This window comes from Alteromonas sp. Cnat2-8 (genome assembly GCF_022348355.1).
In the GTDB taxonomy this organism is placed as follows: Bacteria; Pseudomonadota; Gammaproteobacteria; order Enterobacterales; family Alteromonadaceae; genus Alteromonas; species Alteromonas macleodii.
This window is the reverse complement of the sequence record NZ_JAKREX010000007.1, coordinates 211,906-237,208: the sequence shown is the minus strand read 5'-3', so window position 1 is coordinate 237,208 and position 25,303 is coordinate 211,906. Positions and strand designations below refer to the sequence as shown.

22 protein-coding genes and 1 riboswitch are annotated in these 25,303 nt (G+C 46.6%); of the genes, 9 read left to right on the top strand and 13 right to left on the bottom strand.

Features of this window, described 5'->3' with window-relative positions; genetic code table 11:
* Positions 1-391 precede the first annotated feature (391 nt).
* The 3 genes from MHN00_RS18825 to MHN00_RS18815 all read left to right on the top strand — a co-directional run bounded on the left by MHN00_RS18825 (position 392) and on the right by MHN00_RS18815 (position 3,735).
* A complete protein-coding gene (locus tag MHN00_RS18825) occupies positions 392-2,485 on the top strand; it encodes a TonB-dependent siderophore receptor (protein ID WP_239302050.1) in 2,094 nt (697 codons plus the stop codon).
* 167 nt (positions 2,486-2,652) lie between these two features.
* A complete protein-coding gene (locus MHN00_RS18820; RefSeq protein WP_039227006.1) occupies positions 2,653-3,183 on the top strand; it encodes a hypothetical protein in 531 nt (176 codons plus the stop codon).
* A gap of 24 nt (positions 3,184-3,207) precedes the next feature.
* The gene (locus tag MHN00_RS18815; protein ID WP_239302049.1) at positions 3,208-3,735 is read left to right on the top strand and encodes a hypothetical protein; all 528 of its coding nucleotides are present in this window, start codon (positions 3,208-3,210) and stop codon (positions 3,733-3,735) included.
* Positions 3,736-3,808: 73 nt separating this feature from the next.
* Here MHN00_RS18815 and MHN00_RS18810 read toward each other — a convergent pair whose 3' ends face one another.
* A complete protein-coding gene (locus MHN00_RS18810; protein WP_239302048.1) occupies positions 3,809-5,029 on the bottom strand; it encodes an acyl-CoA dehydrogenase family protein in 1,221 nt (406 codons plus the stop codon).
* Positions 5,030-5,242: 213 nt separating this feature from the next.
* On the opposite strand from MHN00_RS18810, the gene MHN00_RS18805 reads away from it, so the two are divergent.
* The 4 genes from MHN00_RS18805 to MHN00_RS18790 all read left to right on the top strand — a co-directional run bounded on the left by MHN00_RS18805 (position 5,243) and on the right by MHN00_RS18790 (position 9,779).
* Entirely contained in the window at positions 5,243-6,166 is a 924-nt protein-coding gene (locus MHN00_RS18805; RefSeq protein ID WP_075177690.1) for a LysR family transcriptional regulator, read from the top strand.
* Between the two features lie 137 nt (positions 6,167-6,303).
* Positions 6,304-7,065, top strand: a complete 762-nt coding sequence (locus tag MHN00_RS18800) for an MBL fold metallo-hydrolase (protein ID WP_014947788.1) — start codon at positions 6,304-6,306, stop codon at positions 7,063-7,065.
* A gap of 213 nt (positions 7,066-7,278) precedes the next feature.
* The gene (locus tag MHN00_RS18795; RefSeq protein WP_239302047.1) at positions 7,279-8,664 is read left to right on the top strand and encodes a YcjX family protein; all 1,386 of its coding nucleotides are present in this window, start codon (positions 7,279-7,281) and stop codon (positions 8,662-8,664) included.
* Between the two features lie 2 nt (positions 8,665-8,666).
* Positions 8,667-9,779, top strand: a complete 1,113-nt coding sequence (locus tag MHN00_RS18790) for a YcjF family protein (protein WP_239302046.1) — start codon at positions 8,667-8,669, stop codon at positions 9,777-9,779.
* 98 nt (positions 9,780-9,877) lie between these two features.
* Here the strand turns inward: MHN00_RS18790 and MHN00_RS18785 are convergent, their stop codons facing one another.
* The 11 genes from MHN00_RS18785 to hemC all read right to left on the bottom strand — a co-directional run bounded on the left by MHN00_RS18785 (position 9,878) and on the right by hemC (position 22,314).
* Positions 9,878-11,104, bottom strand: coding sequence for a threonine/serine exporter family protein (locus MHN00_RS18785; RefSeq protein WP_014947791.1), 1,227 nt, complete (start codon positions 11,102-11,104; stop codon positions 9,878-9,880).
* 229 nt (positions 11,105-11,333) lie between these two features.
* Positions 11,334-12,467: a 2-iminoacetate synthase ThiH gene (gene thiH, locus MHN00_RS18780; protein WP_101563236.1), complete on the bottom strand. Its 1,134-nt coding sequence runs from the start codon at positions 12,465-12,467 to the stop codon at positions 11,334-11,336.
* Positions 12,464-13,234 carry a thiazole synthase gene (locus tag MHN00_RS18775; RefSeq protein WP_239302045.1) on the bottom strand — a complete coding sequence of 257 codons (771 nt, stop codon included), beginning with the start codon at positions 13,232-13,234 and terminating at the stop codon, positions 12,464-12,466. The genes thiH and MHN00_RS18775 overlap by 4 nt, the downstream gene beginning before the upstream one ends.
* 1 nt (position 13,235) lies before the next feature.
* The gene (gene thiS, locus MHN00_RS18770) at positions 13,236-13,445 is read right to left on the bottom strand and encodes a sulfur carrier protein ThiS (RefSeq protein ID WP_014947794.1); all 210 of its coding nucleotides are present in this window, start codon (positions 13,443-13,445) and stop codon (positions 13,236-13,238) included.
* Positions 13,442-14,236, bottom strand: a complete 795-nt coding sequence (locus MHN00_RS18765) for a HesA/MoeB/ThiF family protein (protein WP_239302043.1) — start codon at positions 14,234-14,236, stop codon at positions 13,442-13,444. Before MHN00_RS18765 ends, thiS begins: the two co-directional genes overlap by 4 nt.
* The gene (thiE, locus tag MHN00_RS18760; RefSeq protein ID WP_239302041.1) at positions 14,229-15,830 is read right to left on the bottom strand and encodes a thiamine phosphate synthase; all 1,602 of its coding nucleotides are present in this window, start codon (positions 15,828-15,830) and stop codon (positions 14,229-14,231) included. Before thiE ends, MHN00_RS18765 begins: the two co-directional genes overlap by 8 nt.
* Positions 15,827-17,737 (bottom strand): phosphomethylpyrimidine synthase ThiC, encoded by a 1,911-nt coding sequence (gene thiC, locus MHN00_RS18755; RefSeq protein ID WP_239302040.1) that lies wholly within the window; start codon positions 17,735-17,737, stop codon positions 15,827-15,829. The genes thiE and thiC overlap by 4 nt, the downstream gene beginning before the upstream one ends.
* Positions 17,738-18,012: 275 nt before the next feature.
* Positions 18,013-18,124, bottom strand: a riboswitch (TPP riboswitch).
* A 111-nt stretch (positions 18,125-18,235) separates the two neighbouring features.
* Complete coding sequence (locus MHN00_RS18750) at positions 18,236-19,411, bottom strand: heme biosynthesis HemY N-terminal domain-containing protein (protein WP_239302039.1); 1,176 nt, start codon at positions 19,409-19,411, stop codon at positions 18,236-18,238.
* Entirely contained in the window at positions 19,408-20,580 is a 1,173-nt protein-coding gene (locus MHN00_RS18745) for a uroporphyrinogen-III C-methyltransferase (protein WP_239302038.1), read from the bottom strand. The genes MHN00_RS18750 and MHN00_RS18745 overlap by 4 nt, the downstream gene beginning before the upstream one ends.
* Positions 20,581-21,312 carry a uroporphyrinogen-III synthase gene (locus MHN00_RS18740; RefSeq protein WP_131137854.1) on the bottom strand — a complete coding sequence of 244 codons (732 nt, stop codon included), beginning with the start codon at positions 21,310-21,312 and terminating at the stop codon, positions 20,581-20,583.
* Between the two features lie 63 nt (positions 21,313-21,375).
* On the bottom strand, positions 21,376-22,314 hold the full coding sequence (hemC, locus tag MHN00_RS18735) for a hydroxymethylbilane synthase (RefSeq protein ID WP_014947801.1): 939 nt from the start codon (positions 22,312-22,314) through the stop codon (positions 21,376-21,378).
* Between the two features lie 196 nt (positions 22,315-22,510).
* Between hemC and MHN00_RS18730 the strand changes: the two genes are divergently transcribed.
* Complete coding sequence (locus tag MHN00_RS18730; RefSeq protein WP_014947802.1) at positions 22,511-23,572, top strand: GGDEF domain-containing protein; 1,062 nt, start codon at positions 22,511-22,513, stop codon at positions 23,570-23,572.
* A 195-nt stretch (positions 23,573-23,767) separates the two neighbouring features.
* Here MHN00_RS18730 and MHN00_RS18725 read toward each other — a convergent pair whose 3' ends face one another.
* Positions 23,768-24,439: an alpha/beta fold hydrolase gene (locus MHN00_RS18725; protein WP_239302037.1), complete on the bottom strand. Its 672-nt coding sequence runs from the start codon at positions 24,437-24,439 to the stop codon at positions 23,768-23,770.
* A gap of 206 nt (positions 24,440-24,645) precedes the next feature.
* Here MHN00_RS18725 and gmk point away from each other — a divergent pair, with 206 nt between their 5' ends.
* Positions 24,646-25,287, top strand: coding sequence for a guanylate kinase (gene gmk / locus MHN00_RS18720; protein WP_156077709.1), 642 nt, complete (start codon positions 24,646-24,648; stop codon positions 25,285-25,287).
* Positions 25,288-25,303: the final 16 nt, after the last annotated feature.

Below are 25,303 nucleotides of genomic sequence, written 5' to 3'. Positions count from 1 at the left end.
GGCTCTAGTGCCACGTTTTTCTAATCGCCATTCGTGAACTCTAGTAATAACTTCTTTTTCGCCTAGCTTTATTCCTCGAAGCGAAATTGAAACTATCCCATCAAAGTGACTCTGTTTTAGTTCACCTGTTTCCGTATCAATTTTTTCTTTATAAAGAGGCCGAATGGCCTGTTCATTGCGCTTGCAGAATACTCCACCCATAAGTTTTACAAACTCTGCCCACTTGCCTTTATCCGCTCAAGTGTATTGGAAAGACGACCTTTACCATTTTGTTAAATCTCTTTTTAGAAACTTAAATAGCAATAATTATCATTTAAATTAGCTTTAATTTATCTTATACTCCCCCGCCGTAAAGTTCTTAACCCTTCATAACCAAATAACAGAGAAAACCATGAAACTAAGCAGTTTATTTGCACTAACGCCTATCGCGTTTGCTTTGTCGGTAAATGCGCAAACAACTCAAAGCGATACAGTAGAAGTTAAAGAAGCAGACGTAGAAAAAATTCGTATTGTAGGTGTTCGCCAAAACCGTGTTAGCCGCGGTGCAACTGGCTTAACCATGGAAATCAGTGAAACGCCTCAGTCTATCAGTATTCTTTCTGAAGACCTTATGCAGTCGTTCGGTGCGTTCAACATTAACGACGCACTAAAGCTAGCACCAGGGATCAACGTAGAAGAGTGGGAAACTAACCGTACTAACTACACCGCACGTGGTTTTGAAATTAAAAACACCCAAATTGATGGTGTAGGCCTGCCTAACGACTGGGGTATTGTCACCGGTTCGGTTGAAGCTTACGGCTACGAAGAAATTGAAGTTATTCGTGGTGCGAACGGCCTGCTTACTGGTGTAGGTAACGCGTCAGGCACCATCAACTATGTGCGCAAGCGTCCTACTAACGAAGAAGGCGGCGAAGTGGGTGCAAGCATTGGCTCTTACAACTTCAAGCGCGTTCAAGGCGACTACTCTATGCTGCTTACAGAAGACGGCAGCTGGGCGGCGCGTGTAGTAGGTAGCTTTGAAGATAAAGAGTCTCACCTAGATGGTTTAGAAAACGATCGCGGCTTTGTATACGGCGTTATTGACGGTCAGCTAACGGATAACGCAACGATAACCTTCGGTTTGTCATACCAAGATGCCAATACCGACGGCAACACGTGGGGCGGGCTAGTATTCAACTATACCGACGGTACGCAAGCTGAGTGGGATATTAATGACACCACTACGCAAAAATGGACTAAGTGGGATACTGAAACCACTAACGCCTTTGTTGAACTAGACTATGAGTTCGACAACGATTGGCAATTGCTACTTAGCTATAACTTCCGTGGTTACGAAGATGAAAGTAAGCTGTTTTATGCTTACGGTGCCATTGATAAAGAGACTGGCCTAGGCTTAGTTGGCTGGCCAGGTCGTTACGATTCTGAAATTGACTCTCACCTGTTAGAAGGCCGTGTATTCGGTGATTTCGAGCTGTTTGGTCGCAGCCATGAAGTTAACTTTGGTGTAAGTCACGCTACTAGCGACGACGTGTCTTTTGTTCATGCGTTTGACTACGCTACTACTCCTGCATACGGCCCAACACCAGCATTTCCATACGGCTTGGATGCGATTGCTGAGCCAGAGTGGTTAGGTGTGTCTGAGTACTCAAATATTGAGCAAACACTAACGCGTTACTTCGGCTCTGCTCGATTCAGCGTAACTGACGCAATGCACATCATTGCTGGTTTTAACGCGATCGACTTCGAGCGTACCGGACAAAACGCAGGCGCGGTTATCGATAACTCAGAAAGCGAAGCCAGCCCTTATGTTGGTGCGACTTACGCGGTAACAGAAGATGTTAATGCGTATGTGAGCTACTCTGACGTTTACCAGCCACAAGAACAGTATGACGTAAACGGCCAATACCTTGACCCAACTAAAGGTAAGAACTTTGAAGCGGGCTTCAAGGCACAGTGGTTCGACGACAGACTACTAACAACTTTCGCTTACTTCACCGCTGAACAAGATAACTTGGCAGCATATGCAGGTACTAACCCTGAAACTCTTCAGTACTACTACAAAGGCGTATCGGTAGAGTCTGATGGTTTTGAGATTGAGCTAGCGGGTCAGTTAACTGATGATCTACGCATTAACGCGTCTTACACCAACATTGATGTAGAAGACGAGCAAGGTAACGACGCTAACCTATGGGCACCACGTGATGTAGTGACGTTCCAACTAGGTTACACCGTACCGCAAGCGCCGGAAATTGAAGTAGGTTTTGGTGGTAGATGGCAGTCTGAAATTAGCAACGTAGACTACAATGTTAAGCAGGGCGCTTACTTCTTAGGCAACGTTTATGCTTCACATGCGTTTACAGAAGATTTCACCGTTCGCATGAACATCAACAATATCTTCGACAAGAAGTACATTAACAGCCTACATACGGTTGGTTACTACGGTGCGGGTATCAACGCTCAGTTGAGTGCATCATATACGTTCTAATATGAATTAAAACATGAATAATAAAAATGCGGCTTAGGCCGCATTTTTTGTTTGTGATCCTTCTTTAATGAAGCAGTTTTCCTAGACTCTTAATTTAAATTTTTATTAATTGATTAAAATTAGACCAGTTGCTATTGTTTTAAAACGTTCAGAAGATGGAGTTTCAAATGAATAAACACTTAAACAAAGTGTTCCCAAATGCCGTTAAGTTGTCAGTACTAACGTTAGGTGTTTTTCTTGGCGGCCACCTCGCCGCACAGACCGATAAACAAAGCTACGAAACAATCGACGTAGTAGGTGAGAAAACTTCTCCCCAACTGAAGCGTGCATTCGACAAGCAGCGTTTCGAGTTCCTAGAGTTGTATAACAGCATTAATGAGGTCGCAAAGTTCGACGTAATCTGTAAATACCACAAGCCAATTGGAAGCCAAATTGCCCGTAAAAGTTGCGAACCGCGTTATGTGAAAGACTTTCGTTCAATGATGATGCAAGTCTCGTCTACTGGCCCGGGAATTGATTTTAACCGCTTACCCAGCGATGACCATATTCGCTTTCTTACTAACGACACGAGAGAAGATGCATTCGAGCATGTTGCAGCGTTGATTGCCACCCATCCAGAACTATTTGATAGCTTTACTAAACTAGACGCTATTCACCAGCGCATTGAGCAGCGTAAAGAAGAAGTTTACGAAGATTAATTCATGAAAATCACAGGAATTAAAATGAACCGTATTCTTAAAAAACATTTCACACTAAGCGCTGCTTTAGCGCTTTTTTCACTAACCAGTGGCCACGCAATGGCCCAGTTAGATAAGCAGAAAGTAGAGCGAATTGATGTTGTGGGGCAGAAAACAACGCCTCAACTCGTAACAGCTTTTGAGCAAGAGCGCTTTGCTTTTTTGGAGCTCTACAACGAAATTAATAACGTTGCTAAGTTTGACATGATATGTCATCGCAGTAAGCCCACCGGTAGCCAAATTGTACGTAAGCATTGCGAGCCTAGGTATTTGAAGTCTTACAGGGCTATGATGATACAAAAAGCCAGCAATACGTCGACAAGCGATAATACGTATATCAACTTTGGTCTATTACCTCATGATGACGACATTAAATTTCTTACCAAAAATACTCGTGAAGAAAATCACGACCATGTTGCAGCATTAATCGCAACACACCCAGAGTTATGGGAAAGCTTCAAAAAGCTTGATGCTATTCACCGTAAAATAAAGCAGCGGGAAGAAGGCAACTAGCGCTGTTTGGTGCAGCTGTTTAACCTATAAAAAATGCGGCTTAATGAAGCCGCATTTTTTGTATCAATTATAACTACTGATACTTCTTAAGCTCTAGTCGTGACACCATGCCTTTATGCACTTCGTCAGGGCCATCAGCTAACCGAAGGGCTCTTGCGCCTGCGGCAAATCGCGCTAGTGGGAAGTCGCTACACATACCCGCACCGCCGTGAATTTGTAGTGCCATATCTACCACGCTTTGTAGCATATTCGGCACCACCACTTTAATGGCTGAGATTTCGGTCATAGCGTGCTTTACGCCTAAGTTGTCAATTTTCCAAGCGGCGTGGAGCGTGAGCAAACGCGCTTGCTCAATAGCCATGCGTGCATCGGCTACGCGTTCTAAGTTGCCACCTAAGCGTATGATTGGTTTACCAAACGCAACCCGTTCGTGACCGCGTTTAAGAGCAAGCTCTAGCGCTTTTTCTGCCATGCCGATAGCGCGCATGCAGTGGTGAATACGGCCTGGGCCCAAGCGCCCTTGTGCAATAGCAAAGCCTTTGCCTAAACCCATAATTAGGTTGTCTTTGCTCACCCGCACATTATCGAAATGCATTTCCCCGTGGCCGTAAGGCGCATCGTAATCGCCGTAGGCATCTAGCATGCGCTTAATGGTAATTCCCGGTGTATCAAGCGGCACTACGACCATACTGTGGCGACTGTGCTTGTCGTTATCAGGGTTAGATAAACCCATGAATATAGTTATAGCAGCATTAGGATGGCCTAACCCTGTCGACCACCACTTTTTACCATTAATGACTACGTCATCGCCATCTTCAATAATGGTGGCGGCCATATTGGTGGCGTCAGACGATGCAACATCAGGCTCTGTCATACCAAACACTGAGCGTATTTCACCTGCAAGCAATGGTTTAAGCCATTTCTCTTTTTGGGCGTCGCTGCCGAAGTGATACAGCACCTCCATATTGCCGGTATCAGGCGCATTACAGTTAAAAATCTCTGGTGCAAAGAGGTATTTTCCCATGCGCTCTGCCATAGGGGCATATTCAAGCGTGGTAAGACCCTGGCCTAGCTCGGCATCGGGCAAAAACAGGTTGGCTAACCCTGCTTCACGCGCTTTAGCTTTAAGCGCTTCAGTACCAGGGTGCAGCTTCCAGGTTTTCCAGTCGCCGTGATTATTCTCTTTGTGGTGAAAGTCGTAAACTTCATCTTCAATTGGCGCTATATGCTCGGCTATAAAATTATCGAGCTTCTCTAGTAAGGCTTTGGTTTTGTCGTTATGTGAAAAATCCATAGGGCACCTTTTTACATTCGTTGAAATTGTACTAATTAAATATAGAGAGTATTTGCTTCGCATCTCGCACTTGGGTCGCCGCAAGTTAAAATGTAGGGACTGTCTCTAAAGCGTGCGATAACTGTTCGTTAAACGCATAGTAGAGAAAGTTGTTAAGTGAATGAAATGAAATATAATCCTTGAATGGTGTGAATCTCATTCATGGTGGTGGCAATGTTCGAAAATAGACAATTCGAGAAGTTGGATCTAAACCTGCTAAAGGTTTTTGAAGCGCTTTGGCAGCATAGGAATATGACCCGCGTAGCTGAAGCGCTTCACATTACGCCATCGGCCGTTAGCCATGCCATGCGCAGGTTCAGGGATATTTTGGGCGACCCACTTTTTGTTAAAGAAAAACAAAGCATGTTGCCTACTGCGGCCTGCGAACGGTTAGCGCCCGCTATTCTAAAAGCCTTAAGCGATATTCGAAAAGCATTGGGGGAGTTTGCCGACTTCGACCCGTTACACAGCCATCAGCGCTTTGTTATTGCCATGCAAGAGTCTCTTGAATTAGGCGTTTTACCTGTCCTGCTTTCGACCCTTGAAAAACAAGCACCTAATGTCGAAATAGTAAGCACTCGCTTACATCGAGATACAATGCTGGCAGACTTAACAAATCGAAACCTCCACCTTGTTATCGATATTGGTCGCGCTGTTGCTGCGCCCATCTCTCACTCACTATTGCGCCGCGACACCTACAAGGTGCTTATGAATAAGCAAAACCCGTTGGCACAAAATATAGATAAGAAGAAGTATGTGGCGGCACGCCATATAACGGTGTCGAATCGAGCAAAAGGGGCGTCGGTAGAAGAAATTGCGCTGCAGCAACTAGGTATAAGCCGTCCTTCATTATGGCGTTGCCAAAACTATCGCGCCGCGGCAGATGTGGTGGCTAGCACTAACGCTTTGTTAACTTTGCCAGGCTCTGTGGCTGATGCGGTAAGCGATGATAACCTGATTAGCACCAAGCTGCCGTATCAGCTACCCGCGTTGGAAACACACCTTTACTGGCATAGCCAGCAGGAAGGCGAGCCCGGGCTAATGTGGTTACGCAATTTAATGCTACACTTGTTCGCTGAATCTGGTCTTACCAGATAGGTTCTGATAGGATTCAGCGCTATAGGCATTATCACGCAGCCCACACTTTGCCAGCGCTTAGTGGGGGTCAGTGCTAGCGTGCATGAGTTATGTCAGATAGCACGGTTGGCGCGTGTTCTGGTGAAAAGGAAGCAGTAATGAATATTCACACACTTGCAGGCTACATACAGCATATTTATCTTGTTGAAGACAGCAAGGGGTTGCTATTGCTTGATGGCTGTAGCCGCGCCGATGTAGACAACGTGTGTCGATACATTACGCAAACCTTAGGTCGTCCGTTAAGTGACTTAAAGCTGATTGTGGTTACACATATGCATCCAGATCACGCCGGAGGCGCCATTAAACTGCGTGAACGTACTGGTGCGCAGGTGGCATCTCACCCCAAAGCCATTAATTGGTATGCTGGATTTGCTGGGCGTACTGCTCACGGCATAGATTTGTTGCTAACCTGGTGGGTGGCCAATCGTATTGGCAAGCCAAGAATGCCCATTTGGTACAACCCAATACTAGCGCCAGACATGACGCTTGCCGACAATCAGTTACTGCCCGGTTTTCCTGACTGGCAGGTTATGTACACGCCGGGTCATACCGACCACGATTTAACGCTTAAGCACATTCCCACGCAGCAGGCTTACATTGCCGATGTATTGGTACAGGTGAAAGGTGAACTAGTACCGCCATATCCGTTATGTCACCCAAACCAATATCGCGAAAGCTTAAAGAAGCTGGCCCAGTCACATATTGATACATTCTTTTGTGCTCACGTTCCGCCCACCAAAAAGTCGGATATCGATTTTGAACACGTTATTGAAAACGCGCCGCGCAAACCTAAGAATCACTGGCACTCCAGTAAAAATCGCATAAAGAAAAAGCTATTCAATAAGACTCGCGAGCATTAGTTTATTAGCCGTCGTTAGCTTTACTTATTTTACGCAGCGGCGTGTTTAGCTGGCACTGCCCTTGCTTTTCCCCCTTAATAACCACATTAATCCTATAGGCATATCTATAATAACGAGAGGGCAATAATGTATAGGCCGCACTCTCTGGATATTATTTTTAAAGGTTTAGGTTTAAGGGAATAGGAACTGCAAAGGCAGAATACAAACAAAATAATGCAAAAAAATATCGCTACGCTTTTTGACAAGACTCGGGCAATGGCGTCGCTAACTGGCGACAAACTTAGCAGTGTGTTTAACAAAGAAACTCACAGATTCACCATTACTGGGCTAAGTCGAAGCGGTAAATCTATGCTGTTCACCAGCCTTATCACTATGCTGAAAAGCCGCAGTGAAGAGGGCTATGCGTGTTTGCCTTTGCTACGTTATTTGCCGCCATCCCAAGTGCTTGATATGCGCATAGAGCCCATTGAAGGCTACAAACCGTTCCCGCATATACAGAACATTGCTGATCTTGAAAACGGCCAATGGCCTAAAGCCACCGAAGAAGCATTCGGTTTTAAGCTGGTGGTGCGTTTAAAAGAAACCGCCTCATTGAAGCGTCATGTACTGCCTCATAGCGATGTGGTGTTTGAGTTTATCGATTACCCTGGAGAATGGGTGACCGACATTCCCATGCTAAGTAAAACCTATGCTCATTGGTCAGACTCTGCGTGGGCTCAGCTTAGCAGTGGGCCGCAGCAGTATTTTGCCAACCAGTGGAAAGCGTTTGTTAATCAGTTTGATTTTGAGCAAGAGCCAACCGAACAGCACATTCAGCTGCTGGTTAATGCCTATCGCGATTATTTAGTAGAAGCGAAGGCTAACGGCATATCTCTTCTTCAACCGGGTAGTTTTTTATTGGAATCGAGCGACTTCGATTGTCAGGCCTTTGGCTTTACGCCGCTTCCGTCTAGCATCACCAGCGATGTATCACATCCTTGGTTTAAAATATTCGACAAGCACTTTGCTAAATTCCAAAGTGGGTGGTTAACGCCGCTGAAGCAGTCCATTTTCAAAGAAACCGACAAGCAAATTATTCTTGTCGATTTGTTTGAAGGGCTTAACCACAGCAGACAGCATTTGTATCAGTTAAAGGAAACTCTTAGTCATCTGGCCGACACCTTTGTGTACGGGCAAAGCACGTGGTTTTCACGCAATGTGCTGAAAAAGGAACAAATAGGCAGAGTGGCGTTTGTGGCCACTAAGTCTGATTTAGTGCCTGTAAGTCAGCGCGCTAACTTACTTAATTTACTTACCCAGATAACCGAAGGGGCGAGAGCACGGTTTGACGGTAAACCCATACAATTCGAGCATTTTTTAGTGTCTAGCATGCAAGTAACCGACGAAGGTAGTAATGATGATGCTATTCGTTACAAAGACACTGATGGCCGCTATGTAGAGTCTACGTTCGAACCTATTCCCAGCACTTTGAAAGAGATGGAAGAGGGTAGCCACTTTCCAGTACCTGATGTGAGTGTACCTAGCGATTTTAAGGCGCGTATTTTAGCGGGTAAGGGCGTAGATAGATTGCTTCAGTTTTTACTGGGCAAAGGAGAGTAAGAATGAGCGATAAACCTTATACATTTGACGAAAGCCCAGAAGAAACAAGCCAGTCTAGGCTTAGACGCGATGCAATTAACGGCGATGCCGGTGAGGAAGATCAGCATAATGCGGTGACTGGATATGGTAAACATAATAATGACCATGAAAGGGATGCGGTAACAAAACCACAGTACAAAACTAAAGTTAAAACACAAACCTTAGACATAGCGCAGCCTGAAACCAAACTTCCGCAACAAGTTACCGAGGATGTATGGGAAGTGGATACTAAAAAAGGTGGCCTGTCGTTAGGTGCGGCAACATTAGGGTTTGGCGTGGTTTCATTAATTGGCTTTTTTGTTTTTGAAGCTTATACCACCCTTGCGGCAAATGTATCAGAACACCCCATCGGTACGGGCGTACTAGGCGCATTACTGATTGGTTTTGTAAGCTGCTTTAGCTTTTTGAGTTTTAAAGAGTGGAGAGGCTACAAGCAAGTAAATACGGCGATGGAAGATGCAAGCGTTATCCGAGATTTGCTGGCTAGCAAGGGAGCAGAGCCTTCAGCGCAAAAGGGGTCTTCAGCGAAACAAAAGCCATCAGCGGGAACAGAAGCATCGCCACAGAAAATTGATCGCGTGCTAAGCCAGCACGGCAAACGCTTTTCGCGAGGGTCTTACGCGGCGCATTGTTTCGACCGTTATAAGCAGCAGCTTCAAGACGATATGTCAGGCCCAGAAAGATTAGGCCTGTACGAAGACACGGTACTAAAACCTGTTCAGGAAAAGGCGCACAAGGTGCTGAATAAAGAGTCGGTGACCGCCGGAAGCCTTGCGTTTATAAGCCCAAATAATCTTATTCAAACTTTTGCTGTGGTATGGATTAGCTTTCGTACCATTCGTCGAATGGCCCGCGTGTATGGGCTAAGGCCAAGTACAGCAGGCAACTGGAAGTTGCTTAAAGTGTTGGCGCAAAACATTGCGGCGCAAGGCGTGTTTGACTTAGCTACCGACGAAGTTGCCAATCAAATTGGCGGCAGCTTGTCGGCGAAGTTTATGGAAAATTCTGCTGAAGCGATTGCTGCGGGCGCGCTCAACGCCCGTTTAGGGCGAGCGTTGATCAAGTTACTTAAATAGCGCCTTTTGCCCGCTTGTTAGGCTGCGCTAGTGATTTTGCGCAGCCTAGTGGCACCAGCCGCGCTCTAGCGTGAAACCCTTAGGTTACTGTATTTACGTTATAGCGCCTTTTTAGTGGGCACCACCACGTTAGCAAAGATTAATCCCGCCACTAGTGACATAAAGATAAGAAATACTTCCTGCCCCAAATGGTCGGCCTTCACAAAGTCTTGGCCTGTCATAAACGAGTTCAAGCCAATATAGGTCTTAGACCCCGGCACCAGCACTATAAGCCCGTGCATAGCCACAATGGTTGCGGGTTGGTTAGCAATGCGGGTGAACGCATTAGCAAAAATGCCTAATGCAAACGCACCCACGAACGCACCTAGCCCAGGGCTCATGTAGTCAGAGCTCCATGCGGTAGCACTGTAGGCAATAAATGCTGCGGCCAATGCCCATGGAATGTGTTTAATACGCGTTCTGAATATCGCAACTAGGGCAATACACAGCAAGAATACCGCTAGCCAAGTAGCCCAGTAAGGCAGCGATTCTGCAGGGGTATACACGTTTTCACCAAACGCACTAAAGCCCACTGATACACCCAAAAAAGCACCGAAATACAGCTTAAACAGCTGCATGATGGCGTCCATAGTACGAGCCGTGCCCGACACCATGTTTCGCGATGAAAGCTCGGCAAGGCCCATAGTCAGCGCTAGTCCGGGTACAAATACAATCACCGATGAAAGCACAACCAGCGGAATGTTAATGCCAGGGTCAACGTATTGACCAATAGCACAGGCAAGAATGCCGCCAACGAACGCGGTGACAGGCTCTAGCATCAAGTTTACGCGTTTAGACTGCTGTGCCCATAAGGTCCAAAGATAAGCCACAATACCCAAGGCACCCGACCAGCCAATTTCACTCCAGCTTGCACCCATTAGCATAGCAAACGCGCCGGTGGCCATAGCAAAGGCTACGCCTGTAACCCATTTACCATAAGGGCTGCCCATGGCATCTATTTCATTTAAGCGCTTGTCAGCTTCACTTAAGGTTAATTTGCCCGACAGCAGTTCGCTGGCCAGTTCATCGGTAAGCGACAACGCGTTCATGTCTAATTCGCCAGGAAGCAAACGCGCAGCATGGTTATATTCGTCTTCGTGACGGTCACTCCAGATAACAAAAGTCAGTGAAGTTGGCGTTGAAATAAATGAAGCGTGTACGCCTAAATACTTAGCGACTTCACCTAGGTAAGCTTCAAGACGGAACGCAGGGGTACCGTACTTGTGCAGCATTTTGCCTAGCTTCACTATAAATCTACGAATTTGAATAAATTCAACGGTATCCAACGCACTGCCCTTTAGTTTTGATAAATCTAATATGAGATAAATGAGACAAAAAAGCCAGACGCATAGGTAAAGTGTCTGGCTAAAATTTGGGCGGATTGTACGGAGGGTTTTGCACGAAAGCAAAACAAATTTTCTCTTATTTTCCCTTACAAAAACTAATCGATTAATCCATTAAAAGTGCGCTATTTTAGCGCGAGTTTTCAAACGAAAAATACAGGTATTCTTGCGCTTAAACACGTTCTGTAAACGGCATCCAGTCTTTCCATACGGGTTCCAGTCCTTTCATTGAAAGTGCGCTCACGACGTCTGATACAGATCGGTTGTCGTCAATATCGAATTGATTTAGTGCCTTCGATGGGGCGCTGTAACCGCCAGGCTGTGTTTGCGACGCTGCACTCATAGACGTTATGCCAAGCGGCATTACGCCATCCCGAAATACTGCCGACTCTCGGGTAGACAGCGAGAGTTCTGCTTGTGGGTTAAAAATGCGGTGGGCGCATATTAGCTGCAGCAGATCTCGCTCGTTAGGGAGTTTACTGTTGGTGAGGGCGTTGCCGCCAGTGCTGTTACCCTCACAGCTACGAAGGCGCGGAAAAGCAATAGATACACGGCTTTGCCAGTAGTGTTGCTGTATTAATTTGCCGTGAAGGGCGGTCATGGCGCTATCAACCCGCCAGTCGCCTAAACCCAGTAGTGCGCCAATGCCTATTTTATCAATGCCGGCTTTCCCTATGCGATCGGAGGCTTCTAAGCGCCATAAGAAGTCCTGTTTTTTTCCTCGAGTGTGGTAATTAGCGTAATGCTGGGGTGAGTAGGTTTCTTGATACACTAACACTGCGTCTAAGCCCAGGTGCTTCAAGGTTTCATATTGCTCGCGCTTTAAAGGCTGTACCTCCATCATAAGGTAGCTCACCTTTTCGCGAATGGCGCTTAGTGTTTGCTCAAAATATTCCATCCCCACTTTGGTTTCATGTTCGCCAGTAACCAGTAACACCTGTGAAAAGCCTAAATCTTTGATGGCTTCAATTTCGGTCAACACTTCGCTTATAGACAGGGTTTTGCGCTTTATTTTGTTGCTCATTGTAAAGCCGCAGTAGGTACATTCGTTGGCACACAAGTTTGATAAATACAAAGGTACAAACAGCTGCATGGTATTGCCAAAGCGATGGCGAGTAATTGCTTTAGCGCGATAGGCCATGGCTTCTAAGTACTTAGCGCCAGCGGGAGAGATCAGCGCCATGAAGTCGTCTAAAGAAAGTGTATCTTTACCTAACGCTCGTTCTACGTCGCCCGCTGTTTTGCTGTTTATCGACATAGCCACATGCGACAAGTCTTGCTGCATTAATGCCTGCGCTACCTTCATACCGCCGGCTCCAAAAAGGCGGTAAGCGGGCTAGAGGCTTGGGCAAAACTGCTGGTAGCACCAAGTCCAGCTTCAAAGGCATTTCGCCCCGTTTCTACGGCGCTTGCGAAAGCTGCTGCCATAGCAACTGGGTCCTTAGCCGTGGCGATGGCCGTATTTACCAGTACCGCGTCTACTCCCAGCTCCATGGCCGCCATAGCTTCGCTTGGCTTACCAACGCCTGCATCTACAATGACGGGTATCGACGCTTGCTCAACAATAATTTGCAAAAAGGGTTTGGTTTGTAATCCCTGATTACTGCCAATAGGCGCGCCCAATGGCATAACGGCAGCGCAGCCTACCTCTTCTAAGCGTTTACATAAAACGGGGTCTGCTCCGCAGTAAGGCAAAACGTGAAACCCTTTTTTAACCAGTGCCTCTGCGGCAAGCAGGGTTTCGATGGGGTCGGGCAACAAGTAGCGTTGGTCTGGATGAATTTCCAGCTTCACCCAAGGGCTACCTAATGCTTCGTATGCAAGTTCGGCGGCGAATATGGCTTCTTTCGCGTTCTTCGCTCCCGACGTATTCGGCAAAAGAGTAACGCCCAATGCTTTTAATGCCGAAAGCGTTTCATCTTGTGAACTATGGCTGGCGACACGCTTCATTGCCAAGGTCACCATGCTGCTCTTGGCTGCCTGTACCGCGTTTTTCATGGTGTCTGGGTTACTAAATTTGCCAGTGCCAGTTAACAGGCGGGAAGGGAAGGTGTGATTTGCGAGTGTTAGCATTTTAGCCTCCTGCCACTAGGGTGAAGATATCCACGGTATCGTTGTTACTTAAGTAGGTTGTTGGCCATTCATTCTTGCTGATAATGGCGGCATTTTTGGCAACGGCGGTGCCTTCGTCTTTCAATTGTTTAAGAGCAATTAATTCACTAAGTGATATAGGAGAAATCACGCTCATTGGTTGATTGTTCACGTTGATATTAATTTGGGTCATTGGCATACCTCACAAGAAGAAGAGGGGGGAAGCTTGAAACTTTGAAGCGTACCTTGGCCTGCATGGGCGTTTACGTAATGGCCCCATTTAATATCGGCATCGAAGCCTCTTGCCAGAAATAACAAGGCTTGGGTAGCTTGGTGGCATGCTGCCATGCCTACTACTGGGCCTAGTACACCTTTGCTAACGCAATCTTCGCGTATGGCAACATTATTCACTAAACACTCGTAGCAACCGCAGGTGGCTGAGTTTTGAGGCAAGTTCAGCGCTTGCCAGGTAAGCCCACTGGCTGCTGCAATAAAAAGCGGAATAGAGGCGCGAAACGAGGCCAGGTTTATCTGCCTTCGTACCGTAACGTTGTCGGTGCAATCCAGCACGCAGGTGGCTGATGCAATTAATGTTGGTAAGTTGTTACTATCAGCAAATAAGCTTTTAAACTGGATGTTTAAATGCGAGTTCACTTTACGCAGTTCATTGTAAAGCGATTTAGCTTTAAGCTCGCCTAGGTGCATTTCGTTGTAGCTTATTTGGCGCTGCAAATTACTAATGTCGACGGTGTCACCATCTATAAGTGTAATGTTGCCCACGCCTGCGCCTGCTAAATAGCGGGCGGTTAAGCTGCCTAATCCTCCTAAGCCAACGATAACAGCGTGTGCACTCGCCAAATTAAGCTGTCCGTCGTGATCAATGCAATCGAGCAAAAGTTGTCTGCTGTAGCGACGTATATCCTGATGCTCAAGCTTTCGGCTTACCGAGTGACTAATTGAATGAGTAGCTGAATGGCTAAGCAAACCCTGCCTCCTGAACTAATGCTTGGTAGGCTTTCAGCGGGTGTGCTGCCTGAGTGATTGCACTTACCACAGCTATGCCGTTAACACCGGTTTTAGCAACATCGCTTATGCGCGATAAGTTAATACCACCAATAGCAACGGTGGGAATGCCATCGCAAAGCTGCACATACTTTTCTAAACGTGCTACACCTTGCGGCTTTGAAGGCATGTCTTTGGTATTGGTGGGGAAGATGTGACCAAGGGCAATGTAAGACGGGTTTAAAGCGCGAACACGTTGAATTTCAGCGAAGCCGTGCGTTGATATTCCAAGCCGTAAACCCGCACTACGGATGGCGTTTAGGTCTGCGGTGTCGATATCCTCTTGTCCCAAATGAACTCCGTAAGCCCCGAGTTCTATGGCCAGCTCCCAATAGTCATTAATGAATAATTGGCAGTCGGTGTGTTTCACCAATTCTATTGCCTCTTTTATTTGCTGACGAATGTCTTCTTGGGAGCCTTGTTTAACCCGCAGCTGCATGATTTTAACGCCCGTTGGCCAGAGGCGGGCTATCCATTGCACACTATCCACTACAGGGTAGATGCCTAAATGAGTATGAGTAAGTGCAGGAAAGTGGGCTGCTTTACAAGACGAGGCTTCAAGAAGGGTATCCTTATCCCGCTCTTTTTCATTGGCAGTGGCGCCACGTTGGTGAAAGGTCACCAGCGGAAAGCTCTCTGGTTTTGCGGGAAAGCCGTTGGTTCGTGCAAAGTAGGCGGTTAATACGTTACTTATGGCGTTTGCGTTAGCCGCTGCGCATTGCTTTGGTAGTGTATGGTTGCGAACTTCGCTGACGTAAGCATTAGCAAGCGTAAGTGCGTCTTCAATGCAGTAGTCGTGCACAATGAATGCCGCTACTGCACTGGCTAACATACAGCCTGTGCCGCGAAGGTTGCCGTTAGCGTATTTCGGCTGGCTAAAACGAAGAGTGTGAGAGGCACAAACAAAAATATCGCTCACGTTTTTTTGCCAGTGGGCGTGACCGCCTTTCACGTACACGCTCTTTGCGCCTTTACCCCTTAGCCGATTGATTGCAGTTAGCAAGCTCGCTTCATCAACAACTGGCAAATGAGTGAGCCACGCAAGCTCATCGATATTTGGCGTAACGATATCTACCGTATTCAACAGTTCGTCAACTACGCTTTCGCTTAACTCACTCAGCACGCCACCGGACGAGGTAGACAGTACAGGGTCCCATACAACGAAGGGGCGAGGGTTAGATGTTTTTTGAATACGTGCACACAACAACAGCGCTTGCTCATCATTAGCAATAGCGCCAATCTTAATAGCGCGTGGCGGGGTATCTTCAAACAGCACCTGCCACTGCTGATTTAATGCCGACGCGCACATGCTTTCCTTACTAAGCATGATTGAGTTGGACTGCACGGTAAGCTGTGTAGTGAGCACACAAGCATGGATGTTCAGATCGGCCAATGTAATGGCGTCGCGGGTAACGCCCGCACCACCGCTACAGTCAACGCCTCCCACACACCACACTACAGGAAGTGCAGTGGTGAGGTTGTTGGATGCAGGGCTTATGGACGCTTTCGCCATCATGGTAGCTCTACCTTGCTATCTGCAGTGTGATAAAGCTCTGCGCCAGACTGATTGAATGCCTGGGCCATGTCTTTCATTCCTTTTTCTTTCTCAAACTCTTGCTGCTCTGCTTGTTTAGCCACATCGCGCACTTCCTGAGAAATTTTCATGCTGCAAAATTTAGGGCCGCACATAGAGCAGAAATGCGCAACTTTGCCAGACGCCTGCGGCAAAGTTTCATCGTGATAAGCGCGCGCGGTATGCGGGTCGAGAGCTAAATTGAACTGGTCTTCCCACCTGAATTCAAAGCGTGCTTTCGACATGGCGTTGTCGCGAATTTGTGCACCTGGGTGTCCTTTCGCCAAGTCGGCAGCGTGGGCTGCAATTTTGTAGGTGATCAGCCCCTGTTTAACGTCTTCTTTGTTAGGTAGGCCCAAATGCTCTTTAGGTGTTACATAGCACAGCATTGCGCAGCCATACCAACCAATCATGGCAGCACCTATACCTGAAGTGAAGTGATCGTAGCCAGGAGCGATATCGGTGGTGAGGGGGCCAAGGGTATAAAACGGCGCTTCGTGGCAATGCTTAAGCTGCTCTTCCATGTTCGCTTTAATCATATGCATTGGCACATGTCCCGGGCCTTCAATCATTACCTGAACATCGTACTCCCATGCAATTTTCGTCAGCTCACCAAGGGTACGTAATTCAGAGAATTGCGCGTCGTCGTTAGCGTCAGCTACGCTACCAGGGCGCAGGCCATCACCTAGCGACAGCGCCACATCGTACTTAGCGCAAATTTCGCAAATATCGTGAAAGTGCTCATACAGAAAGCTTTGCTGGTGGTGGCTTAAGCACCACTTTGCCATTATCGAACCGCCGCGCGATACAATGCCGGTTACCCGCTTTGCGGTAAGGTGTACGTACTCAAGCAGCACGCCAGCGTGAATGGTGAAGTAGTCTACGCCTTGTTCAGCTTGCTCAATTAGGGTGTCTTTAAACATCTCCCACGTTAAATCTTCGGCTACACCGTTTACTTTTTCTAGCGCTTGATAGATGGGGACGGTGCCCAGGGGAACAGGGCTATTTCTCAGCAACCATTCGCGTGTTTCGTGAATGTTTCTGCCGGTAGATAGATCCATGATGGTATCAGCGCCCCAGCGCGTTGACCACACCAGCTTCTCTACCTCTTCTTCAATAGACGAGGTGACTGCTGAATTACCAATGTTTGCGTTAATCTTTACTAGAAAGTTGCGCCCTATAATCATTGGTTCCAACTCGGGGTGGTTGATGTTGCATGGAATAATGGCGCGGCCTGCGGCCACTTCCTGGCGTACAAATTCAGGCGTGATGGTCTCGGGTAAATTCGCGCCAAAGTGTTCGCCTTTGTGCTGCTGCGTCAGTTCGGCATCTTTAATGGCTTGGCGGCCCATGTTTTCGCGAATGGCAATGTATTCCATTTCTGGAGTAATAATGCCCTGTCTTGCGTAGTGAAGCTGGGTTACGTTTTTACCTGCTTTTGCTTTTAGTGGTTTGCGGCTGCGAATAAAGCGGAAATCTTCGGTAAATATGTCGTTTTCACGCTCTTTTGCAAAGCTTGATGAAACGCCCTCTAATTCAAGGGTATCGCTACGCTCTTCAATCCACGTTTGGCGAAGCGGAGCTAGGCCTTTGTGCACATCTATGTTTTCTTTTGGGTCGCCGTAGGGGCCTGAAGTGTCGTAAACAGGAATTGGCGGATTTGGCTCTAAAATAGGGTTGTCTTCGGTTCCACCCACTAAACTGTCGTGTTGGTGAATAAGGCGCATGGCCACACGAATATCGTCACGGCTGCCACACTCGTAGTGGCGCGTTGAATTTGGGTAAGCTTCGCCCGCAAGTTCATTAATGAATTGTTGTGCTTGTTGGCGCTGTTCGCGTCTGTTCGACATAGCATTTTACCTTGTTAATTTAGGTTCTAAAAATGCTTGTCAGGAGTGAAGGAGAATACAAAGTGTAAGTGTAGAAGGGGAATAATCCCGTTACTTTAGCGAGATTGTCGGTAAAGGTTTTGGTGATTACAGCCCTTTACACCGTTGATGTTGACTTGGGGATAAACTTGAACAGTTTACCTTGAGTGACGAGCAGCACCGTAATGGGTGTGTTTGTATCATCAACAGCAAAACAACTTCGCTTCACAACGCTAAACCACGGTTTAACATTGTGCACTTTGTATTTTCTTGTTCCCTTCGCAGGTATTAGCCTGATCAGGTTCTACGGATCCCACTTTCGCGGTCTCAGCTTACTGGGTTAACAGTGAAGCACTCCGACAAGTTGTTTAAGTCAATTCGGGTTGTTGTTGAAACAACCCGAATTGAGAATTCCTTTTTACTATATCTTCAATTTTACGGGTAATACAAGTACTACCAGAAAGCTAAATGAATATTCATCTAGCTGGCTAGCTGCTGACCTTCCTTGTAAAGCTGAAGTGCAGTGGCTGTGTCGTGCTTGCGTTCGCTAATTGCAGACAGCAGCAATAAGTCTTCTTTGCGCGACTTCATTTTGGTGGCTTTAAGCAGGGCTTTTTCCGCCAACACATCATCGCCTGAGTTAAATGCAACTTGGCCTAGCGTGGAGTATAGCGACACGTTTTCTTCGTCTTGCTTTATCCAGCTTTCAAGCAGTCGTAGTGATGGCGATGCATCAGGAATATTAAGCTGCGTGAACAGCGGAAACAGGGCGCTGTTCGGGCCACGTTTTTGCCATTCAACTAGCAAATTCTGTGCGTCAGCATGCATACCTTGGTCAAGTAACTGTTGAATGTAGGCCGCGCGGTAAGCATCGTCGTGACGAAGCTTACGAGGTAGGGTTTCCCAATACGATTTAAGTTCGACAGCGCCTTGTTTGCTGGCAATTTCGGCAAACTTACCTTTGGCGATGCGCTGGCTCCATGCGGTGTAATCCGCTTTGGGCAATGCTTTACGCCAGCCTGACAAATTCTCCTGAAGTACTTGCCACTTACCTAACTTGGCAAGAATTTGCGCTTTCAACTGCACAACCTGCTTGTTTTCACGGTCTTGCTCGTCAAGCTCGTTAAGTTTCTCTAGTGCCGCATCGTATTTTTCTTCAGCCATATCAATACGCGCGTGCATGACCGTTGCGGATACTTTTGCTTTTGGAAAATCAGTTGCCTGAACAAGGAAATAACGGGCTTTGGCTAAATCGTTATTGGCAAAAGCAATTTGCGCTGACGCCAAATAGTTAACGCCTTCGAAATCGCCGTTGGTGGTTTTGCTTAGCGCCTTTTGAGCCGTATCAAAATCACCTGCAGCCATTGCGTGTAAGCCGTCGTAAAACGCACGCTTACGTTTGCGCTCACCCAAAGTGCCGAACCATTTATGTGAACCTGTGATCAGGCTTAACGCCCACAATACAAGTCGAGATAGTACGTACCAGGCAATGACGGCACCTATCACTAAAATACAAAAGCTAATCACCGTCATTTCAACAGCGGTATTACCCAGTGATATGAGTACGTAGCCCTTATCGCCTAACAACATCGGGCCAACAATTAGTGCAACAACGAATGCGGCTAATACCGCAAGGGCAACAGCTAACCATTTCATAGTGCACTTGCTCCTTGTCCGAACACCTGTTTAACGCGGCTATCCAATAGACGCTCTAGCGGTTTTTGTGACGCTAGCTCTGTAGGTATTGGGCGCGATACATCGGTAGCAATGAGGTTTTGTAGTGCATCTACAAAGCCCGTTACTTGGCTTTTTTCTGTGTCGAACTTTTCAATAATTAACGTTTGAGCGTATTGAAGCGACTGGCTGTAAAGTCCTGCATCGCCCTGAAGCGCGGCAGTTTGCGCGTGCATAAGCTGCAGACGAAGTTGTTCTTTTGCTAAAAACTGCGCTTCCAGTGAAAGCACTGGTTCAACCGGGCCTTCAATGGTTTTTATGGTAAGAAAATCGTTCACCAGTGAACGCCACACTTTTGCAAGGTTCTCCTGCCAGTCGTCAGCTGACTCCGATAAGATCGTGTCTTCTGCATTGGCGTCTTGTGGTTTTTCAAAGGTATCAAGTGGTAGCTTATCTATTTGCGCTATCATGCCTGTAAGCGCAAGGGCTACGGAGCTTTGTGATACAGGGTTAAGCTGTTGAAGTGTTTGAATGTCTTCAGCAAGGTTTGCGCGAACCGGAAGTACCGATGGGTCGGCCAACGACTTTAAGCGTTTATCTGCGTTAACTAGCAGCAAAATTGCTGTGCGTACGTCGTTTTCTAACCAAAGCTTTCTGCCTGCCATGCGAACTAAGTAATCAGCTTCAGCAATGAGCCAGTCTGCCGGGCGGCGACCTTCCATATTGTTTAGTTGTTCAAGCGTCGATTCAGCTTGCAGCGTCAGCTTTTCGTTTTGCGCTTTTAACTCGGCTACCGTGCTTTCTAACGTCTGGTTGGTGCGAGCTACTTTGTCGATAGAGGCAACAAGACCAGCGCGCTCACGCTCAATAGTGTTTAGCTGAGAGGTCGTCGTTTGAAGTGCAGATTCAGAGTCCTTGCTTGCCGACTGTTGCTGCATGTAATACCAGTAACCTGCGCCAGCCATACCAAGCACAATAAGGAAAAGGATGATTACAACAAACCACAGTAGACCATTTCCCGACGATTTCTTTTTAGCAGCCCCCGACGATGTTGATTCACTGTGCGTGGCAGAAGATTCGATAACGTCTTTTTCAGCTTCCACTTTCACGAGTTCCTCTTTTTGTGGGCTACTTTCATTGTTGTTGGCCATTCAATACTCCCAGTTATCCTTTACCCAGGCGATGAGTGCCTGATCGGTGGCTCGCTGACAAACCGCTACCTCTTTAATGCCTTGGCTAGTGAGGGTTTTGGCAATTCGGTCGCTCACTGTTAACCATTTAATTGATTTAAGTGCTTGGCCAAATTGCGCAATTAGTTGCAGTGCCATTGCTTCGCTTGTAGCGATAATGCCGCTAACTTCGCCCATTTTCCACCGTTTTGTGTAAATTGGGCTTGTAAGTTGCTCTCTTTTATAAACGCAAAAGCTATTCACTAAAATACCTTTTTCGTCTAATCCAGTGGCTATGGCGTCGCGCCCACCTTCACCCTTAATGATAACGACATGCTGACAGTTTGCCTCATTAAGTTGGTGCATTGCCAGTATACCTTCGGATGTATGGGCTTCGGGAATAGCAACCTGCGTCGATGAAAACGCCTGAAGTCCCGCTTGTAATTTTCGTGCAGTGGCATCGCCCACAGCTATGATCAATGGTAAGTCGTTAGCCGTTTCGCGTAAGCCTTCAATAACGGTGTCTACAGCATATACGCTGGTAACAACAATTGCGTTTACTGCATTTGACGCTAAAAATTCTGCAGCAGCTTTTCTTTCAGACGAAATATCAATGATGTTAGACGTGGCAACGCCTACCGCGTCAATTCCGGCTTTTTCAAAGGCAGAAGCGCTTGCTTTTAACTTTGGCAGTGGGCGTGTAAACAGCAACATACTATCGAATTTTCATCCTTTTATTTTACTGCGTAAACCTGCACGCATTCGACAAACTATAACTTAGTTATAAAGCGCCTTTAAGATTTCACCGGCACCTTGCTCAAGAAGGGATTCCGCAACTTCAACACCAATATCTGCGGCTTTTTCTCGCGACGCTGTAGCAGAAGCAAAGAGCAGTTCTGAACCATCTGGCTTACCAACCATACCGGTTAGTGTCAGCACATCTCCATCAAGCGTAGCAAAGCTACCAATAGGTACTTGGCAGCCGCCTTCCAATCTCTCGTTCATGGCGCGTTCCGCAGTAACGCGCGTATTGGTGTCCGTATGGTTCAGCGCCTGTAGCAACTTAATTAGCTCTTCATCGTCGTTACGGCACTCAATACCTACGGCACCTTGTCCAACGGCGGGTAGTGAAATATCAGCGGGTAACGGCATGCGAATACGAGATTCCATTTCAAGGCGAATAAGGCCAGCAGAAGCTAAGATAATAGCGTCGTACTCACCTGCGTCTAGCTTGGCTAGGCGAGTATTCACGTTTCCGCGCAGGTCCTTGATAATAAGGTCAGGGCGATACTTGCGAATTTGGCACTGCCTGCGAAGGCTAGACGTACCTACTACTGCGCCTTGGGGTAGGGCATCTAAACTGTCGTGGTTATTTGAAACAAAGGCGTCGAACGGGTTTTCTCGCTCACAAATAGCGTGAAGGCCAAAACCTTCAGGAAATTCGACCGGTACGTCTTTCATAGAGTGCACGGCAATATCGGCACGGCCTTCAAGCATGGCAATTTCAAGCTCTTTTATGAAAAGTCCTTTACCACCAATTTTCGCCAGAGGTGTATCTAAAATTTTGTCGCCCTGCGTGCTCATAGGCACAAGCTCAACGGTCATTGACGGATAATGCTCCAACAATTTTGCCTTCACATACTCTGCTTGCCAAAGCGCTAAAGCACTTTTTCTAGTAGCAATTCGAACGGTGCGGGTAGTGTTGAGGTGACTCATGGCTATTCCAAACTATATAAAAAGAAACTAAAACGATGTATCACATAACGTCATACGATATACCCCGTAGTATACGCATTTTCTGTATTAATGTTTGAAATTAGGCGCAGTTTTCTCCTTGGTTATTATTAGACATTCAGTCTATGCTGAAAGGAATAATGGTCAATTAGTTTTAAATGCGGAGATAAGTCTTTTTATGGACAGTTCGTCGTTGCGTCAATTACTTAGAAGTGCTCAGCAAGATGAAGCGGAAGCAAAACGAAGGCGCTTAACGCTATATTTCATATCCTATGTTGGTGGCACAATTATGGCGTTTATGGCGTGGATTAACATGGGTACAAACAACCCATTGCTCGTTGGAACGCTGGCGGGGTCAGCCGCTTTTGTGTACGCCAATGTGGCGTTATCCCATATGTTCCCTCGCGTTGATGTCTTCTATTATTTAGCAGGCTTAGTGGTAGCATTTACCATAAACGGCTTGGTTTATACCGGCGGACTCAATAACACTGGGCTTTATTTTATTTTTCCCCTGCTTTTTATTCAGATAGTTGTTGTGCGTTTCAAGCCCGCCATGGTTTACGTAGCAGTGACCATGGGTATCGCTATTTTTATGCTCTACAATCAAGAAAAAATAGTGGCTGAGTACCCAGCAGAGCATGTCTCCCGCTTCTTAATCGCTACGTTCTGTTTCATTTGCGTCGCCTTTATAGGTGAAAATTTCTGGCATCAAAGCAGAAAAGAAATGCTGCGTGAAAATTTAGAGCGCATGCGGCAGGCTAATACCGATCCGCTTACAAAACTTCCTAACCGGCGATTCCTTGAAGCTGTTTTTTTTGAACGCGCAATGCAAGATCCCGGTGCTCATTTCCCTTTAAGTGCGGTGGTGGTAGATATTGACCATTTCAAAACAATCAACGATACCTATGGCCACGATATTGGTGACGAAGTGCTTATACACATCACTCGCCTAATGAAAGAAGCAGTAAGAACTACTGACGTGGTGGCAAGAACCGGTGGTGAAGAGTTTTTGGTTCTATTCCCTCATGCAACGTTGAGCCAAGCGGTAAAATTAGCGGAAAAAATGAGAAAGGTGATTGAAGCTAATCCGTTTGTAGAGGGTGATGTTAATCACTCCATAACCGCAAGCTTTGGTGTAGCCACAGCGCTTACTGATACAAACTTGCACGCTTGTTTGAAGCAGGCCGATGACAATCTTTACAAAGCTAAAAATGCGGGGCGCAACAGAGTCGTCGAATAGTTATTGGAATAAACGCGAAATAAAGAAGAGACGGAAGGCGCAACTTTGCAATCGATAGACGTGTACCCACTTACGCTAAGAATAAAGCTGGCTTTTGTTGCGTCACCAGCTTTCTCTTTTGTTCAAATACTAGGGCCTGTTGGGTTTTATTATATGAACGTAATTTGCAGCAAGGGCCAACAGGCTCTTAAGGCATTACCCTAGAACTTTTTGAAGCCACGCACTTATGTCGTTAAGCTCTTGCATACAAACATTGTGCTGCATAGTGTAAGTCTGCCATGTGGCATTAAAGCCACTTTCGCTCAGCGTTTTAAACGCAGCATTGCCCATAAATACCGGCACCACTTCGTCTTGCTCACCATGTGCCATCATAATTGGCGTTTCGCGGTTTGTGTCTTTTGCTTCGCTTTCAAGAAGTGATGGCTCGCACATGTAGGTAGATAGAGCGATAACACCTGCAAATTTGTTGGCATATCTAGGTGCCAAGTGCAGAGCAATAACACCGCCTTGAGAAAATCCTGCAAGTACTATACGTTCGCTAGGAATGCCACTTTCAATTTGTGCTTCGATAAGCGCTTCTACCTGAGCAGCCGACTCTTTTACACCTTCTAAGTCCGCACGGCTTTCAAAATCTAACGATTTAATATCGTACCAAGCGCGCATTCTCATGCCGCCATTGATAGTCACAGGGCGTTCTGGAGCGTGAGGAAAGAGAAATTTAACCGCCATTGATTCGGGCAGTTTTAGCTCGGGCACAATAGGCGCAAAACCATGGCCTGAATCGCCAAGACCGTGAAGCCAGATAACGCAGGCATCAGGCGTAGTGGATGGGTTTATCTCTACGCACGGCAGAAGTTGCTGAGTCATGCTTTATTTCCTAGTTTTGGGGTCAGAGTACATTTAGGGCCAGAAAAGTACTCTGACCCCATTAATTTTTGCTGTGGTAACCCATCGGCATAAGCTTGGTAGAGTGATCCAAGTTTTCACTATGCAATGAAAGGTACGGCACAACCGCTTAATATGCTATCATTGCCACTTGAAATCACCACATTTTGAAAGAATTTTAATACCCTATGGCTTCACTACTCGGCAACTTATTCATTCTTGCAGCTCCTTCTGGAGCAGGAAAATCAAGCCTTATAAAGGCGCTAATGGAAAAGTATGAAAGCAATACAGCTACGCCAATGCAGGTGTCTGTATCTCATACAACACGTCAACCTCGTCCGGGTGAAGTCGACGGCGTGCACTACCATTTTGTGAGCCGAGAGCAGTTTGAAGCGCTGATTGAACAGGGTGTGTTTTTTGAATACGCAGAAGTATTTGGCAATTATTACGGCACATCCCGCGTGACAATTGAACAAACTTTGCACCGTGGCATTGACGTATTTCTAGATATCGATTGGCAGGGCGCGCGCCAAGTTAAAAAGCTTATGCCAGACACATGCGGTATTTTCATTCTTCCGCCTTCACTCGACGTGCTAGAGCAGCGTTTAAATAATCGCGGTCAAGACAGTGAAGAAGTCATTGCAGGGCGTATGGCGCAAGCCGTAGCTGAAATGTCTCATTTCAATGAATTCGAAAGTGTAATTATCAACGACGACTTCGCGACTGCATTAAACGATTTGGAAGCCATCGTTACAGCACAGCGACTTCGCACGGGAAAACAACAAATGCGCCATCAAGTGCTATTGGACGAACTGCTCGGTAGCGCGTAAGCTTAACTTAACAACA

Excerpts from the sequence above, each read along its gene's own strand:
- MHN00_RS18825 (WP_239302050.1), top strand. The coding sequence starts at position 392 with ATGAAACTAAGCAGTTTATTTGCACTAACGCCTATCGCGTTTGCTTTG.
- MHN00_RS18820 (WP_039227006.1), top strand. The coding sequence starts at position 2,653 with ATGAATAAACACTTAAACAAAGTGTTCCCAAATGCCGTTAAGTTGTCA.
- MHN00_RS18815 (WP_239302049.1), top strand. The coding sequence starts at position 3,208 with ATGAACCGTATTCTTAAAAAACATTTCACACTAAGCGCTGCTTTAGCG.
- MHN00_RS18810 (WP_239302048.1), bottom strand. The coding sequence starts at position 5,029 with ATGGATTTTTCACATAACGACAAAACCAAAGCCTTACTAGAGAAGCTC.
- MHN00_RS18805 (WP_075177690.1), top strand. The coding sequence starts at position 5,243 with ATGTTCGAAAATAGACAATTCGAGAAGTTGGATCTAAACCTGCTAAAG.
- MHN00_RS18800 (WP_014947788.1), top strand. The coding sequence starts at position 6,304 with ATGAATATTCACACACTTGCAGGCTACATACAGCATATTTATCTTGTT.
- MHN00_RS18795 (WP_239302047.1), top strand. The coding sequence starts at position 7,279 with ATGCAAAAAAATATCGCTACGCTTTTTGACAAGACTCGGGCAATGGCG.
- MHN00_RS18790 (WP_239302046.1), top strand. The coding sequence starts at position 8,667 with ATGAGCGATAAACCTTATACATTTGACGAAAGCCCAGAAGAAACAAGC.
- thiH (WP_101563236.1), bottom strand. The coding sequence starts at position 12,467 with ATGAAGGTAGCGCAGGCATTAATGCAGCAAGACTTGTCGCATGTGGCT.
- MHN00_RS18775 (WP_239302045.1), bottom strand. The coding sequence starts at position 13,234 with ATGCTAACACTCGCAAATCACACCTTCCCTTCCCGCCTGTTAACTGGC.
- thiS (WP_014947794.1), bottom strand. The coding sequence starts at position 13,445 with ATGACCCAAATTAATATCAACGTGAACAATCAACCAATGAGCGTGATT.
- thiE (WP_239302041.1), bottom strand. The coding sequence starts at position 15,830 with ATGATGGCGAAAGCGTCCATAAGCCCTGCATCCAACAACCTCACCACT.
- thiC (WP_239302040.1), bottom strand. The coding sequence starts at position 17,737 with ATGTCGAACAGACGCGAACAGCGCCAACAAGCACAACAATTCATTAAT.
- MHN00_RS18750 (WP_239302039.1), bottom strand. The coding sequence starts at position 19,411 with ATGAAATGGTTAGCTGTTGCCCTTGCGGTATTAGCCGCATTCGTTGTT.
- MHN00_RS18745 (WP_239302038.1), bottom strand. The coding sequence starts at position 20,580 with ATGGCCAACAACAATGAAAGTAGCCCACAAAAAGAGGAACTCGTGAAA.
- MHN00_RS18740 (WP_131137854.1), bottom strand. The coding sequence starts at position 21,312 with ATGTTGCTGTTTACACGCCCACTGCCAAAGTTAAAAGCAAGCGCTTCT.
- hemC (WP_014947801.1), bottom strand. The coding sequence starts at position 22,314 with ATGAGTCACCTCAACACTACCCGCACCGTTCGAATTGCTACTAGAAAA.
- MHN00_RS18730 (WP_014947802.1), top strand. The coding sequence starts at position 22,511 with ATGGACAGTTCGTCGTTGCGTCAATTACTTAGAAGTGCTCAGCAAGAT.
- MHN00_RS18725 (WP_239302037.1), bottom strand. The coding sequence starts at position 24,439 with ATGACTCAGCAACTTCTGCCGTGCGTAGAGATAAACCCATCCACTACG.
- gmk (WP_156077709.1), top strand. The coding sequence starts at position 24,646 with ATGGCTTCACTACTCGGCAACTTATTCATTCTTGCAGCTCCTTCTGGA.